This is a genomic window from Streptomyces sp. IBSNAI002, from assembly GCF_052244475.1.
GTDB lineage: Bacteria > Actinomycetota > Actinomycetes > Streptomycetales > Streptomycetaceae > Streptomyces.
On the sequence record NZ_JBQPXG010000002.1, the window covers coordinates 5014284 to 5028995 of the forward strand.

15 protein-coding genes are annotated in these 14712 nt (G+C 73.4%); 10 read left to right on the forward strand and 5 right to left on the reverse strand.

The annotated features are described in order from the left end of the window. Positions 1-49: 49 nt before the first annotated feature. Positions 50-2284 carry an acetate--CoA ligase family protein gene (locus ACTVZO_RS24310; protein WP_443300401.1) on the reverse strand — a complete coding sequence of 745 codons (2235 nt, stop codon included), beginning with the start codon at positions 2282-2284 and terminating at the stop codon, positions 50-52. A gap of 183 nt (positions 2285-2467) precedes the next feature. Continuing rightward, a complete protein-coding gene (locus tag ACTVZO_RS24315; protein WP_443300402.1) occupies positions 2468-3649 on the reverse strand; it encodes a flavin-containing monooxygenase in 1182 nt (393 codons plus the stop codon). A 246-nt stretch (positions 3650-3895) separates the two neighbouring features. Here ACTVZO_RS24315 and ACTVZO_RS24320 point away from each other — a divergent pair, with 246 nt between their 5' ends. Beyond that, a complete protein-coding gene (locus ACTVZO_RS24320) occupies positions 3896-4348 on the forward strand; it encodes a DoxX family protein (RefSeq protein WP_443300403.1) in 453 nt (150 codons plus the stop codon). Next, entirely contained in the window at positions 4345-4764 is a 420-nt protein-coding gene (locus ACTVZO_RS24325) for a Zn-ribbon domain-containing OB-fold protein (RefSeq protein ID WP_443300404.1), read from the forward strand. Before ACTVZO_RS24320 ends, ACTVZO_RS24325 begins: the two co-directional genes overlap by 4 nt. Before the next feature lie 109 nt (positions 4765-4873). Here ACTVZO_RS24325 and ACTVZO_RS24330 read toward each other — a convergent pair whose 3' ends face one another. Beyond that, positions 4874-5560 (reverse strand): pyridoxine/pyridoxamine 5'-phosphate oxidase, encoded by a 687-nt coding sequence (locus ACTVZO_RS24330; protein ID WP_443300405.1) that lies wholly within the window; start codon positions 5558-5560, stop codon positions 4874-4876. 174 nt (positions 5561-5734) lie between these two features. Here ACTVZO_RS24330 and ACTVZO_RS24335 point away from each other — a divergent pair, with 174 nt between their 5' ends. Continuing rightward, complete coding sequence (locus ACTVZO_RS24335; protein ID WP_443300406.1) at positions 5735-5983, forward strand: hypothetical protein; 249 nt, start codon at positions 5735-5737, stop codon at positions 5981-5983. After that, positions 5980-6279 carry a hypothetical protein gene (locus tag ACTVZO_RS24340; protein ID WP_443300407.1) on the forward strand — a complete coding sequence of 100 codons (300 nt, stop codon included), beginning with the start codon at positions 5980-5982 and terminating at the stop codon, positions 6277-6279. Before ACTVZO_RS24335 ends, ACTVZO_RS24340 begins: the two co-directional genes overlap by 4 nt. Positions 6280-6323: 44 nt before the next feature. Here ACTVZO_RS24340 and ACTVZO_RS24345 read toward each other — a convergent pair whose 3' ends face one another. Continuing rightward, a complete protein-coding gene (locus tag ACTVZO_RS24345) occupies positions 6324-7520 on the reverse strand; it encodes an acetyl-CoA acetyltransferase (RefSeq protein ID WP_443300408.1) in 1197 nt (398 codons plus the stop codon). 119 nt (positions 7521-7639) lie between these two features. Here ACTVZO_RS24345 and ACTVZO_RS24350 point away from each other — a divergent pair, with 119 nt between their 5' ends. Both ACTVZO_RS24350 and ACTVZO_RS24355 read left to right on the forward strand, forming a co-directional pair. Beyond that, the gene (locus tag ACTVZO_RS24350) at positions 7640-8833 is read left to right on the forward strand and encodes an acyl-CoA dehydrogenase family protein (protein WP_443300409.1); all 1194 of its coding nucleotides are present in this window, start codon (positions 7640-7642) and stop codon (positions 8831-8833) included. Next, the gene (locus tag ACTVZO_RS24355; RefSeq protein ID WP_443300410.1) at positions 8833-9315 is read left to right on the forward strand and encodes a nitroreductase family deazaflavin-dependent oxidoreductase; all 483 of its coding nucleotides are present in this window, start codon (positions 8833-8835) and stop codon (positions 9313-9315) included. The genes ACTVZO_RS24350 and ACTVZO_RS24355 overlap by 1 nt, the downstream gene beginning before the upstream one ends. Before the next feature lie 84 nt (positions 9316-9399). Here the strand turns inward: ACTVZO_RS24355 and ACTVZO_RS24360 are convergent, their stop codons facing one another. Then, the gene (locus tag ACTVZO_RS24360) at positions 9400-10047 is read right to left on the reverse strand and encodes a TetR family transcriptional regulator (RefSeq protein WP_384224238.1); all 648 of its coding nucleotides are present in this window, start codon (positions 10045-10047) and stop codon (positions 9400-9402) included. Positions 10048-10340: 293 nt separating this feature from the next. Here ACTVZO_RS24360 and ACTVZO_RS24365 point away from each other — a divergent pair, with 293 nt between their 5' ends. The 4 genes from ACTVZO_RS24365 (at position 10341) to ACTVZO_RS24380 (ending at position 14710) form a co-directional block, all read left to right on the forward strand. Beyond that, on the forward strand, positions 10341-11135 hold the full coding sequence (locus ACTVZO_RS24365; protein WP_443300411.1) for a VOC family protein: 795 nt from the start codon (positions 10341-10343) through the stop codon (positions 11133-11135). A gap of 193 nt (positions 11136-11328) precedes the next feature. Next, positions 11329-13737: an outer membrane protein assembly factor BamB family protein gene (locus tag ACTVZO_RS24370; RefSeq protein WP_443300412.1), complete on the forward strand. Its 2409-nt coding sequence runs from the start codon at positions 11329-11331 to the stop codon at positions 13735-13737. 56 nt (positions 13738-13793) lie between these two features. Continuing rightward, positions 13794-14294, forward strand: coding sequence for a peptidylprolyl isomerase (locus ACTVZO_RS24375; protein ID WP_443300413.1), 501 nt, complete (start codon positions 13794-13796; stop codon positions 14292-14294). A gap of 119 nt (positions 14295-14413) precedes the next feature. Next, a complete protein-coding gene (locus ACTVZO_RS24380) occupies positions 14414-14710 on the forward strand; it encodes a hypothetical protein (protein WP_443300414.1) in 297 nt (98 codons plus the stop codon). Positions 14711-14712: the final 2 nt, after the last annotated feature.

Below are 14712 nucleotides of genomic sequence, written 5' to 3' on the forward strand. Positions count from 1 at the left end.
CGGGGGCGGATGGTCGGGGGCGGCCCCTGACAGCCGGGCCGGCGCGGCGTCAGCGGCAGATGGCCAACGCGTCCAGGGCCACGGCCCCTTGGCCCCTCGGCAGGACCATCAGCGGGTTGATGTCCAGCTCGGAGAGCTCGTCGCCCAGTTCCAGCGCCATCCGCTGGATCCGCAGGATGACCTCCACCAGGGCGTCGACATCGGCCGGCGGAGCCCCCCGTACGCCCTCCAGCAGCGCGTGCCCCCGCAGTTCGGTCAGCATCGCGCGGGCCTGGTCCTCCCCGAAGGGCGGCACGCGGACCGCCGCGTCGTTGAGGACCTCCACCAGGACGCCGCCCAGCCCCACCGTGACGGTCGGCCCGAACAGGTCGTCCTGGGTGACGCCGACGACCATCTCCACCCCGCGTTCGACCATCTGGCACACGAGGATGCCGTCCAGCGGGACGTTCTCGTAGCGCGCTATGTCGGTGAGCTCGCGGTACGCGTCGCGGATCTGGCTCGCGGAGGTGAGCCCGATCTTGACCAGGCCCAGCTCCGTCTTGTGGCCCAGCTGGGGGCCCGAGGCCTTCATGACCACCGGGTAGCCGACCAGGCCCGCCGCGCGCACGGCGGCCGCCGCGCTCGTCACGAGCTGCTCGCGCGGCACCCGGATCCCGTACGCGCGCAGCAGCTGCTTCGCCGCGTGCTCGCTGAGCTGCTGCCCGGGCCGCATCAGGGCCTGCGCCTTGCGGTAGGAGGGCGAGGGGGTGCGGGGGGCCTCGTCGAAGGGGGAGCGGTAGCCGGAGGTGAAGCGGTGGTGGCCGAGGTAGGCGCGGACGGCGGTGATGCAGTTGCCGAACGTACGGAAGGTGGCCACGCGGGAGGAGCCGAGCAGCGTGGTGCGGTAGGCGTCCTCCGTGCCGACCGGGGAGCCCCAGATCACGCAGATCAGCTTGTCGCTCTGCTCGGCCGCGTCCACCAGGTCCTGGGCGAGCTTGTCGCTCATGGGCGGGAACGGCCCGGTGATCGGGCAGATCAGCACGCCCACGGACGGGTCGGCGAGGATCGCGTCGATGATTTTCCGGCCGCGCCAGTCGCCGACCGGGTGGCCGCCGTTGTCGACGGGGTTGGCGACGTTCAGGTACTGCGGGATCCACTGGTGCAGCTCGTCCTGTTTGGCCTGGTCGAGGGTCGGGAGGCTGAGCCCGGCTTCCGTCGCGAGGTCGGAGAAGTGGGCGCCGGTGCCGCCGGAGATGGAGTACACGACGACGCCCTCGGCCTGCGGCCTGCGGGCCCGGGCGAGCAGGGCGGCCGTGTCCTGGAGCTCGTCCAGCCCGTCCACCCGTATCACGCCGAACTGGCGCATGGCGGCGTCCACGACGGTGTCCGCGCCGGTCAGCTTCCCGGTGTGGGAGGCCGCCATCCGGGCGCCGGTCTCGGTGCGGCCGACCTTGACGGCGACGACCGGGACCCCGCTCCGCGCCGCCCGGTCGGCGGCGAGCAGGAAGGACCGGCCGTCCTTGAGGCCTTCCACGTAGCAGGCGATGGCCCCGACCTCGGGCTGCTCGGCGAAGTAGGAGATGAAGTCGGAGGTCTCCAGGTCGGCCTCGTTGCCGGTCGGCGCCCAGTGGGAGAGGCGGATGCCCAGCTCCTGGAGGGTGTAGACGGGCCGCCCCTGGTGGCCGGACTGGGTGATCAGCGCGATGGCCGGCCCGGTCAGGTCCTCGCGGAACTCCTCGAAGGCGTTGAGGTTCGTGTTCGGGCCCAGCAGGCGCAGGCCCGAGCGGCCGACGGCGGCCGTGAGCCGGGCCTGGGCGGCGGCCCCCGCGTCCCCGGTCTCGGCGAAGCCGGACGCGAAGGCGACGGCGAACTTCACCTTGGTCCCGGCGAGTTCCTCGATGACGGGCAGCGGGTCGCCGACGAGGAGGACGGCGAGGTCCACCTGTTCCGGCAGGTCCGCGACCGAGGGCACGCACGGCAGCCCGAAGACGCTCTCGCGGGTCGGGTGCACCGGGTGGATGCGTGCGCCGACGCGCTGCGCCCAGGCGATCAGCTGGCGGGTGATACCGGTGTTCGGCCTGCCGTCGGCGTCGGAGGCGCCGACGACGGCGACCGACTCGGGCCGGAAGAACCGGTCCAGGTCGGGGACGTCGGCGTGCAGGGGCCGTCCGCTGACGTCCAGGGCGGCCGTGTCCTCGGGGGACGGCGGCGCCGAGGAGTGGACGGCCGTTCTGGGGGACTCGCCGCAGGCCTCGACACGTGCGCGGAAGTCGGTGGTGAGGGTGCCGTGAGTAGATCCAAGCATCGTTCCGCCCGCTCCTGCTCGATGAACCTCGATGGAACTCGATAACTGACGTGTAGTCAGATTACTGAACTGACGTGCCGTCAGGAACAGGGCTGCGCAGGAAAGGTGGTGGAGGTGGTGTGTGGAACGGTGTCAGATCCCCCCGGCGGCGGTCCAGAGGGCCATTCCGGCCGGAACCGGGCCTCAGCCCCGGGGCGCGCGCAGCTGCCGCTGCACCGCCCGGGCGATCTTCTCGGCGTCCCGGGCCATCTCCCGGAACATCCCGCTGATGGGGTTGGAGAAGCCGGTGAAGTACAGGCCGGGGGCCTGTGCCGGAGTCCGGGCGCCGTGCGTACGGGGCCGCCCGCGCTCGTCGAGCACGCCGTCCAGCCCGTCCGTCAGGCCCTCCAGGGCGCGGCGGTATCCGGTCGCCGCGACCACCGCGTCCGGGGTGATCCGCGAGCCGTCCGCGAGCAGCACCTCCGGGCCCTCGAAGCCCTCGACGGCGGCCACCGGCTCCACCCGCCCGGTGCGGACCGCGTCGATCAGGCCGATGTCCTGGACCGGGATCGCCCCTTCCCCGACCCTGCTGTACAGCCCCGTCGAGGGCCGAGGGAGCCCGTACGCCGACAGATCGGGCACCGATGCCCTGGCGACGAGCGCGCCCAGCCGGTCCACGAGCCCCACGGGGAGCCGGCGTACGAGGATCCCCGTGCGCTGGGCCGGCCAGCCGGCCGTGGAGCGGCGCACGATGTGCGGGGGCGTGCGCACGGCGAGCCGCACCCGGGCGGCGCCGCCCTCGGCGAGGTCGACGGCTATCTCGGCGCCGGTGTTGCCGACGCCGACGACCAGGACGTCGAGGCCCGCGTACGGCGCGGGGTCGCGGTAGTCGGCGGCGTGCAGCAGCCGCCCGGTGTACGCCTCGCGGCCGGGCCAGTCGGGGAGCCGGGGGGTGTGGTTGTACCCGGTGGCGACGATCACGGCCGCGGCGGTGAGCACCCGCCCGCCGGTGGCGTGCAGCGTCCAGCCGCCGTTCCCGTCGCTCTCGAGGCGCGTGACCTCGACCCCGGTGACGATTTCCAGCTCGTGGAACTCGGCGTACTTCTCCAGGTACCGCACCACGTCCGCGCGCGCGACCCACCGGCCGAAGCGGCGCGGCATGGGCAGGCCGGGGAGCGCCGAGAGCCGGCGCGTGGTGTGCAGGCGGAGCCGGTCGTAGTGCCGTCGCCAGGACGCGCCGACCTCGTCGGACTTCTCGACGACCACGGCCCGGACTCCGCGGGCGCGCAGTGCCGCGGCGGCGGCGAGGCCGCCGGGGCCGCCGCCGATGACGTACACGGGGCGGGGCTGGGTGGTCATGTCGGGTGCTGCGGGGACTCCTGGCATGAGGTGTGATCGTATCGCCACGCTGAGTTGATGGGTCTCGGTCAAGCGGGGAATCGATTGCGGATCGATCACGGGCGGGCGGGGCCCTGGCGCGGGAGGGGTGCCCGGCGGAGTGTGCCGCGGGTCGGACGCGGGATCCGTCGCGGGTCCGTTGCCGCCGGAGGCCTTGCGGGATCGCCCCGCATCCGCTGAACTGACGTTCCGTCAGATAGTGCGTGTCGATCGCGAGAGGGGTGGGGGCCGCCGATGCAGACCGTCTGGCTCAGTGGGGCCGAATGGCTCGCCGTGCTCCGGATAGGCCTCGGCCTGTGGTGGCTGGAGAGCTGGCGGCACAAGGACAAGAAGGGCTGGTTCGAACGAGGCACCGGCATCGCCTGGGCCGCCGACGTCGCGGGCAAGCACCGCTGGACCTTCGTCAAGGGCGGCTTCGAGCTGGTGGTGAAGCCGCGCCCCAAGCTGATGGCGTACATCGTCGTCTACGCGGAACTCGCCCTCGGGCTGGGCCTCGTACTCGGCTTCCTCACCCCGGTCGCGCTGGTCGGCGGGCTGCTGCTGAACCTGCTCTACCTGGTGCTGATGATCCACGACTGGGCCGAGCAGGGCCAGAACGCGATGATGGCGCTCATCTCGCTGGTCGCCCTGCTGGCCATGTCCTGGCAGACCTGGTCCCTCGACGCGGCGATCGGACTGTTCCTTTGAACGACGTACGGTACGACCTCCCCGAGGCGGACGAGTTCACCCGGCCCTACTGGGACGCGGCGGCCGAGGGCCGGCTCCTGCTGCGCCGCTGCGCGGAGTGCGGGCGCGCGCACCACTACCCGCGGGAGTTCTGCCCGTTCTGCTGGGCGGGCGAGGACCGGGTGACGTGGGAGGCGGCGAGCGGCCGCGCCACGCTCTACACCTGGTCGGTGATCCACCGCAACGACCTCCCGCCGTTCGGCACGCGCGTCCCGTACACGGCGGCGGTGGTCGACCTGGAGGAGGGCCCGCGGATGATGACCGAGGTCATCGCCTGCGCCCCCGAGGACCTTCGCATCGGCATGCCCCTGCAGGCCGCCTTCCGCGAAGCCACGGAAGGCCTGGCCATCCCGGTCTTCAAACCGACCGGGGCCTGACCCGCGCCGGGCGGGCCTGGCGGGCCCGGGCCCGGACTGTACGGGCCTCGAGGCCCCGCCGCTCCGCCGGTCCGCCGGTCCGCCGGTCCGCCCGGTCACGTTTCACGGCTCACGGCCAGAGGAGTTCGCGGGTCCAGCCTCCGGTCGACGGGGTGCGTCGGTACCGCAGGCGTACGTGCCTGCGCTCGGCGTCGCCCTGGAAGAACTCGACCTCGTCCGCCTCCAGTACGTACCGCGTCCAGGTCGGCGCCGGGGCGTCCGGTTCGGCCCCGGCCCGTTCCCAGGCCGCCGCCGACGCCCGCACGAGCTCCTCCCGCGAGCCGAGCACCTCGCTCTGGCGGCCCGTGAGCGCGGCGGCGAGCGCCCCGCGCGAGCGGACCGCCAGGTCGGCGCGGCTCTCCTGCGGCCCGCACGCCCCGACCCGGCCCCGTACGCGCACCTGCCGCCCCACCGCGGGCCAGTAGAACCCGAGCGCGGCCGCCGGCTGCCCGGCCAGCTGCACCCCCTTGGCGCTGGTGGCGTGCGAGGCGAAGTGCCAGCCGCGCTCGTCGGCGTCGTGCAGCATCAGCGTCCGCACGTCGGGCCGCCCCTCGGCGTCCACGGTCGCCAGGCTCATGGTGTGCGGCTCCGCCTGCCCCGCCCCGACGGCCCCCACGAACCACTCCCGGAACAGCCCCACGGGCTCCTCCGGCACGTCCCCCGCCTCGAACCCGGGGAGCGGGACGTCCCACACCCGCAGGGAGTGCAGGGCCTCACGGAACTCGTCACTGCTGATCTCACGGCTCATACCGCCCATGGAACACCACGGGCCCGTCGCCGAAACGGGAATGAGCCCCACCACTACCCGGGTCCGAGGAGTAGCGTCGTTTTCCCACTCGGTGAGGGCCTTGTCCTTGCCTCGGACCGATTGGTTGCACTGGTCATGACGACTCACCCTGTTTCCCGCACGGCGCCGCCGGCCCCACCGCCCATGCGTACGCTCGGAGAGGTCCGCGCAGCCCTCGCGGCAGGTCTCGGCTTCCCCGGAGATCTGGCGGGGATGGAGGCCGAGCTCGCCGCGACCCTGGAGCGCGTCGACTGCACCGACCTGAGCGAAGTGTCCGAGATCATCGCCGCCTACCGGGGTCACGTCCTGACGCGCTGCGACCCGGGGTTCGAGGACGCGGTGGTCGAGGGGATCGCGCTGGTGCGGTCCCTGAAGGAGGAGTCGAGCCGTTGAGCGGTCAGGGGGAGCCGGTGGTCGTGGAGACCACACGCGCTGCTGCCAAGTGCGTCGCCGAGCTGGGGGCCGACGTCTCGACCGCGGTCGACGAGTTGAAGGCGGAGCTTTCGGCGACACCCCGCCTGGGCCGCCCGGTGCAGGTCCGGCCCGGGGGCGTCCAGGTATGGACGACGCGGATCGAGCGGCGCGGCATGATGCCTGCGCTGTCCGTGAGGTACGTGTTCGTGCCCGAGCCGCGGCCACCGGCCGCTGCCATCGTCGCGGTTGTTCCGGACGACAGCGGCGACGACTGACGTCCGCCGCATGACGCAGACGCATGAGGGACACCCGGCGGGGCTCAGTCGCGGCCGAGGATCACCGTGCCCGACGAGCAGAACCAGCCGCCCGTGCCCGAGGCCAGGGCGATCCGGGGCGGGTGGCCGCCGGGTTTGGTGACCTGGCCCGCGCCGGCCTCGCCGCGGAGCTGGCGGACCGCCTCGACCAGGAGGAAGAGGCCGCGCATGCCCGGGTGGCAGGCCGAGAGGCCGCCGCCGTCCGTGTTGACCGGGAGTTCGCCGTCGCGCAGCAGCCGGCCCTTCTCGACGAAGGCCCCGCCCTCGCCCTTCGCGCAGAAGCCGAGGTCTTCCAGGGTCACCAGGGTCATGTACGTGAAGGCGTCGTAGATCTCGGCGAGGTCCACGTCCGCCGGGGTCAGGCCCGCCCGTTCGAACGCGATGCGGCCCGAGGCCGCCGCCGGCGAGACCGTGAAGTCCTCCCACTCCGACATCGTGGTGTGGGACACGGACGTACCGGAGCCCAGCACCCACACCGGGGCCTTGGCCGTGTCCGGTACGTAGTCCTCCGCCGCCAGCAGCACCGCGCAGCCGCCGTCCGAGCGGATGCAGCAGTGCAGCTTCGTGAAGGGGTCCGCGATCATCTCGCCCGACAGGACCTCGTCCACCGTGATCGGGTCGCGGAACATCGCGTCCGGGTTCGTCGCCGCGTTCGCCCGCGCCTGCACGGCCACCGAGGCGAGCTGCTCCAGCGTCGTCCCGTACTCGTGCATGTGGCGGCGGGCGGCCATCGCGTACTTGGAGATCAGCGTGTGGCCGTACGGGACCTCGAACTGCAGCGGCCCCCGCGACCCGAAGGAGAGGTTCGAGGTGCGCCGCCGCGCCTTGATGTCGGCGCGGGCCGTGGATCCGTAGACCAGCAGGACGGCGTTGGCGTGCCCGGCCGCGATCGCGTCCGCCGCGTGGGCCGCCATGACCTCCCAGGTCGAGCCGCCCACCGAGGTGGAGTCGACCCAGGTGGGGCGCAGGCCCAGGTACTCGGCCACCTCGACCGGCGCGAGCGTGCCGAGACCGGCCGAGGCGAAGCCGTCGATGACGGAGCGGTCGAGACCGGAGTCGGCCAGCGCGCGCCGGGCGGCCTGCGCGTGCAGCTGGTACGGGGTGGGGCCGTCGACCCGGCCGCAGTCGGAGAGCGCGACGCCGACCACCGCGACCCTGCGGCGGGGGTGTGCGGGGACGGGTCCGGGTGTGAGTCCAGGCATGGGACGACCGTACAACTGACGGTGCGTCAGTTTCTAGCCCCCGTGCGTCCCGCCCCCTGGGCATCTGCGCCCTCCCGCCCTAGCATGACGCCCCGTCAGATACGGGGAGGAGCCCGACGATGGATGCCGCCTTCACCGCGGAGCAGGACGAGATACGCCGTACCCTGCGCGAGATCCTGGGCAAACGCTGCGGCCCCGACGAGGTCAAGGCCGCCGTCCGCACCGCCGCCGGACACGATCGCGAGCTGTGGCAGCAGCTCGCCGAACGGCTGGGGCTGCCCGGCCTCGCCGTCTCCGAGGAGTACGGGGGCGTCGGCTGCACCCCCGGCGACCTCGCGCTGGCCTGCGAGGAGACCGGGCGGGCGCTGCTGCCCTCGCCGCTGCTCGCCACGGCCGCGCTCTGCGTACCGCTGATCACCGCCCTCGGCACCGCCGGCCAGCGCTCCGCACTGCTCCCTCCGCTGGCCGCCGGCGGGCTCACCGCGGCCCTCGCCGTCCCCGGCCAGGCCCTGGCCACCGCCCTCGCGCTGACCGGCGACAACGCCGCCGGCCCGTGGTCCGGCGGCGGCCGCGCGGGCGGGGTGCAGGCCCGCGCCGCCGGGGCGGAGGGCGGCTGGCGGCTGTACGGGGAGGCCGCCCAGGTGCTCGACGGGCACAGCGCCTCGCTGCTGCTGGTCGCCGCGCACACCGGCGGCTTCGCCCGCAGCCGCACGCTCCTCTTCCTCGTACGGGAGGACGCGCCCGGCCTCGTGCGGTCACGGCAGACCGCCCTGGACGAGACCCGCCCCCAGGCCCGGATCCAACTACGGGACGTACCGGCCGAATTGCTGGGCGGGGAGGACGCCGACGTCCTCGAGGCCCTCGCCGCCACCGGCCGCACCGCCGCCGCCGTGCTCGCCGCCGAGGCGGTCGGCGCGGCGGGCCAGGCCCTCGCCCGCACCGTGGAGTACGTACGCCAGCGCGAGCAGTTCGGCCGGGCGATCGGCTCCTTCCAGGCGGTCAAACACCGCCTCGCCGACCTGTACGTGCAGGTGGAGGCGGCCCGCTCCGCGGCCTACTACGCCGCCTGGGACCAACGGCAGGGCCCCCTCGCCCTCGCCCAGGGCCTGGAGGCCCTGCGGATGACCGCGAGCGAGGCGATCCAGCTGCACGGCGGCATCGGCTTCACCTGGGAGCACGACGCACACCTCTACTTCAAGCGGGCGGCGGCCGACGAGCTGCTGTTCGGTCCGGTCCACCGGCTGCGGGCGTACGCCGCGGACCGCGCGGGCCTGTTCACCCCGTCCGCCACACCAGAGAAGGTGGCCGTCTGATGGCTCGCGTGGCACCCGGCGTCAAGCTCATGCAGAAGGTCTCCTCGACCATGCTCTTCGCCAAGATCGCACCGCACTTCATCCCCGCGATGGACAAGGCGGTGCACAAGCTGACCCGCGGCAAGGTGATGCTCAGCGCCCAGATGCTGCCGGGCGTGATCCTCACCGCCAAGGGCGCCAAGACCGGCGAGCCGCGCACCACCCCGCTCGCCTGCATGCCGGAGGAGGGCGGGGTGAGCTGGCTGCTGATCGGCTCGAACTTCGGCCGGCCCGGGCACCCGGCATGGACCGGGAACCTGCTCAAGCACCCTGACGCGTCCGTGAGTTGGAAAGGCCAGGACATCGCCGTACGGGCCCGGCTGCTGACCGGTGAGGAACGTGCGGCGGCGTGGCAGGCGGTGCTGGGGTTCTGGCCGCCGTACGCGGCGTACCAGGCGCGCATCGAACGCGAGATCCGCCTGTTCCGCCTGGAGCGTCGCTGATCGCGGGCGTGCGGGCGCGCAAGCGGTAGCGCTACCGCAACCCGGACCGTTGCCGGGGCGGCGGACCCTCTCCAGGGCCCGCCGTCACTTGGTCGGCTTCTTGCCCGTGATGCCGAGGTGGACGAGCAGCGCCAGGTTCGGCTTCAGCTCGGCCTGCTTGACGCCCCAGGTCTGGAACCCCTTCTGGTGCGAGGCGACCGCGGCCAGCATCGCGACCAGCGAACCGGCCATCGCCGCGGGGCTGACGTCCTTGTCGACCTTGCCCTTGGCCTGGAGCTCCTTCATCGACTCCGTGAGGGAGTTGGTGACCGAGTTCAGGATCTTCATGCGGATCTTGTAGAACCGCTTGTCCCCCTCGGCCGCGCCGAGGTCGACGACCCGCAGGATCGCGTCGTTGCGCCGCCAGAAGTCCAGGAAGCCCTCGACGAGTTCCTCGGCGGCGGTCCAGCCGGACTTGCCGACCCAGGTGCGGCCCTCGACGAGCTGCGTCAACTGCGCGCCCTCGGTGGCCATTTCCTCGGCGATCTCCAGGACGGCGCCCTCGACGTCCGGGAAGTACTGGTAGAAGGTCGCGGGGGAGGTACCGGCCTTGCGCGCGACGTCGATCACCTTGACGTCGCGGTACGGCGAGGAGCTGAGCATCTCGCTGAGGCAGTCGAGCAGCTTCTGCCGCGTCGCCTGGCCGCGCCGGCCGGCGACACGCCCGTCGACGGTGCGTACTTGTCCTGTCATGCCGTCAGCTTACCGAGGGGTGATCGGCGCGCTATTCGGCCGCCTGCAAATGGGGTTACGGGGTACCTGGCCTGGGCGGAAGCCGGTCCCGGCAGGGCCTTCGCAGGGCCTCGGCGGCGGAATCCGGCCGCGCGCCCCTTCCCGGTGGGTCGCCCGCTTCCTCTGCGTTTCCCCCGAATAGTCTTATCAACAGGCTGTGGACAAGTTCTCGGGCGGACCATGGCTGGGAGAGGTGGGATGCGTGGGAGAGGTGGAACGGCACAAACCCCCGCACAACGGAAGGAACCGGGCTCATGGCCGCATTCGCGGAAGGCGCACCCTGCTGGGTGGACGCCTCACTTCCGGACGTCGAGGCGGGCAAGCGCTTCTACGGTGAGCTCTTCGGGTGGACCTTCGGGGACAGCGCCGGTGCCGCGTACGGCCACTACACCCAGGCCTACAGCCGGGGCCGCAACGTCGCCGCCCTCGCCCCCAAGCCCGACGGCCGGATGCCCACCGTATGGGGGATCTACCTCTACACCACCGATGCCCACGCCTGCGCCCAGCGCATCCGCGCCGCCGGCGGCCAGATGGTGATGGACCCGCAGCCCGTCGGCCCGTACGGGACCGCCGCGATGGCCGCCGACCCCGGCGGCGCCGTCTTCGGCCTCTGGCAGCCCGGCACCCACCACGGCTTCGAGGCCCAGATGGAGCCTTACACGTACTGCTGGAGCGAGGTCTACACCCGCGCCCGCGACGCCGTGGACGCCTTCTACGCCAAGGTCTTCGGCTACGTCCCGGAGGACCAGGACGACGCGGGCGTCGAGTACCGCGTCTGGTCCCCGCCCGGAGCGGCCCCCGGCACCGGCACCGCCGTCATGGGCCGCAGCATGATCACCGACGCCTTCCCGGAGATCATGCCGGCGCACTTCCTCGCCTACTTCGCCGTACCCGACTGCGACCAGTCCGTCGCCGTGGTGCAGCGGCTCGGCGGCCGGGTCACCGCCGATCCCTTCGACACCCCGTACGGGCGGATCGCGGTCGTCGCCGACAATCAGGGGGCCGTCTTCGGACTGCTGTCGGAACCGGGGACCGAGCCGGACGCCTGAGCCCCAGGATCAGAGACCCCGCCGCGGCCCTCCGCCGTGCCGGGGCCGGACCGGGCGCGGGCCTGACAGAATCGGGGTTGCACGACCCGGGCCGCGCCCGGGGTGAGACGCTGCACGGGGCAGGGGCCCCGCAGACGGCGCGTGCTGGTGGAGCGGGCCCGACGAGGGCCCGTACGGGGAGGTGTGGAGGCGAGTGGTGGAGCAGCTGACGCAGCACGACCCGAGACGGATCGGCCCCTTCGAGGTGCTGGGACGGCTCGGCGCCGGCGGCATGGGGCTGGTCTATCTCGCGCGGTCCGCGTCCGGACGGCGGGTCGCGATCAAGACGGTGCGCACGGAGCTCGCCGAGGACCAGCTGTTCCGGGTCCGTTTCACCCGCGAGGTGGAGGCGGCCCGCGCCGTGTCCGGCTTCTACACCGCGGCCGTGGTAGACGCCGACCCGCGCGCCGCCGTGCCGTGGCTGGCCACCGCCTACGTGCCGGCGCCCTCCCTCGAGGAGATCGTCAACGAGTGCGGGCCCATGCCCGCCCAGGCCGTACGGTGGCTCGCCGCCGGCATCGCCGAGGCCCTGCAGTCCATCCACGGCGCCGGCCTGGTCCACCGCGACCTGAAGCCGTCCAACGTCCTCGTCGTCGAGGACGGCCCGCGCGTGATCGACTTCGGCATCGCGAGCGGGGTCTCCAACACCCGCCTGACCATGACGAACGTCGCCGTCGGCACCCCCGCCTACATGTCGCCGGAGCAGGCGAAGGACTCGCGCAGCGTCAAGGGCGCCAGCGACGTCTTCTCGCTCGGCTCCACCCTCGTCTTCGCCGCGACCGGGCACCCGCCGTACCACGGGGCCAACCCGGTGGAGACGGTCTTCATGCTGCTGCGCGAGGGCCCCAACCTGGAGGGCCTGCCCGCCGAGCTGCGGCCGCTCATCGAGTCCTGCATGCAGATGGACGCCACCCTGCGGCCGACCCCGGCCGACCTCCAGGCACAGCTCGCCCCGCACCTCTTCGACGGCGGCGACGACAGCGGCACCGCCTCGGCGTGGCTGCCCGAGCGGGCCGTCGCGATGATCGAGGCCCGCCGCGCGGGCAACCGCACGCCGGTCGCCGCCCTGCCCGTCCCCGGACCCGGCCGCGACGGCGGAGCCGGATCCGCACCGGCCCCCCGCGGGCCGATCTCGGGCCCCGCCACGCACCGCCGCCAGCGCGGCGCGGAGGCGTGGGTGGACCCGCGCACCGGACAAGCCGTCCCGCAGCGCCCGCACCACCCGCCGATGTCCCCGGCGCCCTCGGGCGAGCCCGTCCTGCTGGCCGGCTCGCCGGTGCCGATCGGGCCCGGACCGCGAGCGACGGCCTCGGCGCCCGCGGCGCACGCCGCCGCCGACTCGGCGACCGGCTGGATCCGCCCGCCGGGCGGCTCGGCGGCCGCTCCGGCCGCGGTGGCCGCCGTACCGGCCCCCGGCCCGGCCCCGGACAGCGGCCGCTGGCGCCCGTGGCGCTTCCGCATGTCCAACGACGTCTGGGGCACCCCCACCGTCGCCGGCGACCTGCTCTACGTCACCTCCTTCGAGGTGCACGCCCTGGACGTGGCGAGCGGCCGCCGCCAGTTCAAGACCCGCGACGTCGCCTGGTCCATGGCCGTCGCCGACGGACGCATCCACGCCTCCGACGGCCCCTCCCTCTTCGCGCTCGACGCCTCCGACGGCTCCGAGCGGTGGCGGACGTCCGCCGACGCCTGGGTGTACGCCCTGCGCGCCGAGCGCGGCACGGTGGTCACCGCCACCCGCGGCGGCGGCGTACAGGGCTGGGAGGCGTCCAGCGGCCAGAAGCTGTGGGAGCTGACCGGCGCGCAGACCGACTTCGAGACCCCGGAGGCGGCCCCCGTCCTCCACGACGGCACGGTGTACGTGTGGCGGGACGCCCGGCTGCGCGCGCTCGACGCCCGCAGCGGCCGCGAGTCCTGGTCCTACCCGGTCGGCGACGCGGGCTCCTGCGGGAACGTCCCCGTACGGGTCACCCCGGCCCCGGACGGCAACGTCTACGTCGCCGCCGGCACCCGCGTGCTGTCCGTGGACCGGGCCTCGGGCCGGGTCCGCTGGCACTTCGAGGCCCCCGCGGTCTTCCTGGCGCCCCCGGCCTTCGCGCCGGGCGCCGCGGTCACCGGCGGCGGGGTCTACCTCGCCGACTACCTGGGCACCGTCTACGCCCTGGACGCGGCCACCGGCCAGGACCGCTGGCGCATCGCGACCGAGTCGCGCACCTCCCCGGACCCGGTGGTCGTCGCGCACGGCAACGTCCACCTGGGCGCGGGCAGCGCGCTGTACACGCTCGACGCGGTCACCGGCACCCCGAAGTGGCGGTTCGCGGCGGGCGGCGAGATCACCGGCCTGCCGGCGGTCGCGGACGGCCGGGTGCACTTCGGTTCGGCCGACCACTGCCTGTACACGCTGGACGCAGCGGGCGGGCAGCTGCGCTGGAAGCTGGCCACGGGAGGCGAGATCACGGGCGCCCCGGTGGCGGAGGCGGGCGTGGTCTACGCGTGCAGCAAGGACCGCTGCGTGTACGCCCTGGACGCGGCCAAGGGCACCGGCACCCGGACGAGCGGCTGAGCGACTCGGCCCCCCTCCCGGTAGCGGAACGCACCGGGAGTGACAGGATGGACCCCATGAGCGACAACGTCTACTTCGACATCACCATCAACGGCGAGCCCAAGGGCCGCATCGTCTTCAACCTCTTCGACGAGGTCGTCCCGCAGACCGCGCGGAACTTCCGCGAGCTGTGCACGGGCCAGAACGGCTTCGGCTACGCGGGCTCGGGCTTCCACCGCGTCATCCCGCAGTTCATGCTGCAGGGCGGTGACTTCACCAACCACAACGGCACCGGCGGCAAGAGCATCTACGGCGAGAAGTTCGCGGACGAGAACTTCAACCTGAAGCACGACCGCAAGTACCTGCTGTCGATGGCGAACGCCGGCCGCAACACCAACGGCTCGCAGTTCTTCATCACCACCGTCCTGACCCCGTGGCTCGACGGCAAGCACGTCGTCTTCGGCGAGGTCGTCTCGGGCCAGGAGCTCGTCGACCAGATCGAGGCCCTGGGCTCCCAGTCCGGCGCCCCCAAGGGCAAGGTCGAGATCGCGGCCTCGGGCACCGTCGCCGCCGCCTGATCCCCACCCGCCTGTACGGCCGGTCGGCCCCGCCCCCTCCCGGGGGCCGGGGCCGCCGCCGTTCCGGGGGCCGCCTGGTAGCGTGACCGGCCGTCTGTCCAAGGGGGAGGGTGCGGGCCATGGTGGCTGGGCGTCACATCAGGTTGACCGCGGTCCTGGTGGCCGTGGTGTTCGCGCTGACGGGTTTCTCGTCGAACGGCGGCAGCAGCGGCGGGAGGAGCTCGGTCGACGTCGTCCTCGACGACCCCTCACGCGCCGCCGAGGTCAGGAACTGCCGCCTCGGCAAGCCCCGTACCAGCGGTTCCACCGCGAGCGCGACACCGAAGGCCACCTCCGGCCCGACATCCGGCGCGACTTCCGGCGGGTCGAAGAGCACGCCCGCGCCCAAGTCGAGCAAGTCCCGCAAGCCCCGCTGACG

Coding starts and splice junctions, on each gene's coding strand:
- ACTVZO_RS24310 (WP_443300401.1), bottom strand. CDS start 2,284: ATGCTTGGATCTACTCACGGCACCCTCACCACCGACTTCCGCGCACGT.
- ACTVZO_RS24315 (WP_443300402.1), bottom strand. CDS start 3,649: ATGCCAGGAGTCCCCGCAGCACCCGACATGACCACCCAGCCCCGCCCC.
- ACTVZO_RS24320 (WP_443300403.1), top strand. CDS start 3,896: ATGCAGACCGTCTGGCTCAGTGGGGCCGAATGGCTCGCCGTGCTCCGG.
- ACTVZO_RS24330 (WP_443300405.1), bottom strand. CDS start 5,560: ATGGGCGGTATGAGCCGTGAGATCAGCAGTGACGAGTTCCGTGAGGCC.
- ACTVZO_RS24335 (WP_443300406.1), top strand. CDS start 5,735: ATGCGTACGCTCGGAGAGGTCCGCGCAGCCCTCGCGGCAGGTCTCGGC.
- ACTVZO_RS24345 (WP_443300408.1), bottom strand. CDS start 7,520: ATGCCTGGACTCACACCCGGACCCGTCCCCGCACACCCCCGCCGCAGG.
- ACTVZO_RS24350 (WP_443300409.1), top strand. CDS start 7,640: ATGGATGCCGCCTTCACCGCGGAGCAGGACGAGATACGCCGTACCCTG.
- ACTVZO_RS24355 (WP_443300410.1), top strand. CDS start 8,833: ATGGCTCGCGTGGCACCCGGCGTCAAGCTCATGCAGAAGGTCTCCTCG.
- ACTVZO_RS24360 (WP_384224238.1), bottom strand. CDS start 10,047: ATGACAGGACAAGTACGCACCGTCGACGGGCGTGTCGCCGGCCGGCGC.
- ACTVZO_RS24365 (WP_443300411.1), top strand. CDS start 10,341: ATGGCCGCATTCGCGGAAGGCGCACCCTGCTGGGTGGACGCCTCACTT.
- ACTVZO_RS24375 (WP_443300413.1), top strand. CDS start 13,794: ATGAGCGACAACGTCTACTTCGACATCACCATCAACGGCGAGCCCAAG.
- ACTVZO_RS24380 (WP_443300414.1), top strand. CDS start 14,414: ATGGTGGCTGGGCGTCACATCAGGTTGACCGCGGTCCTGGTGGCCGTG.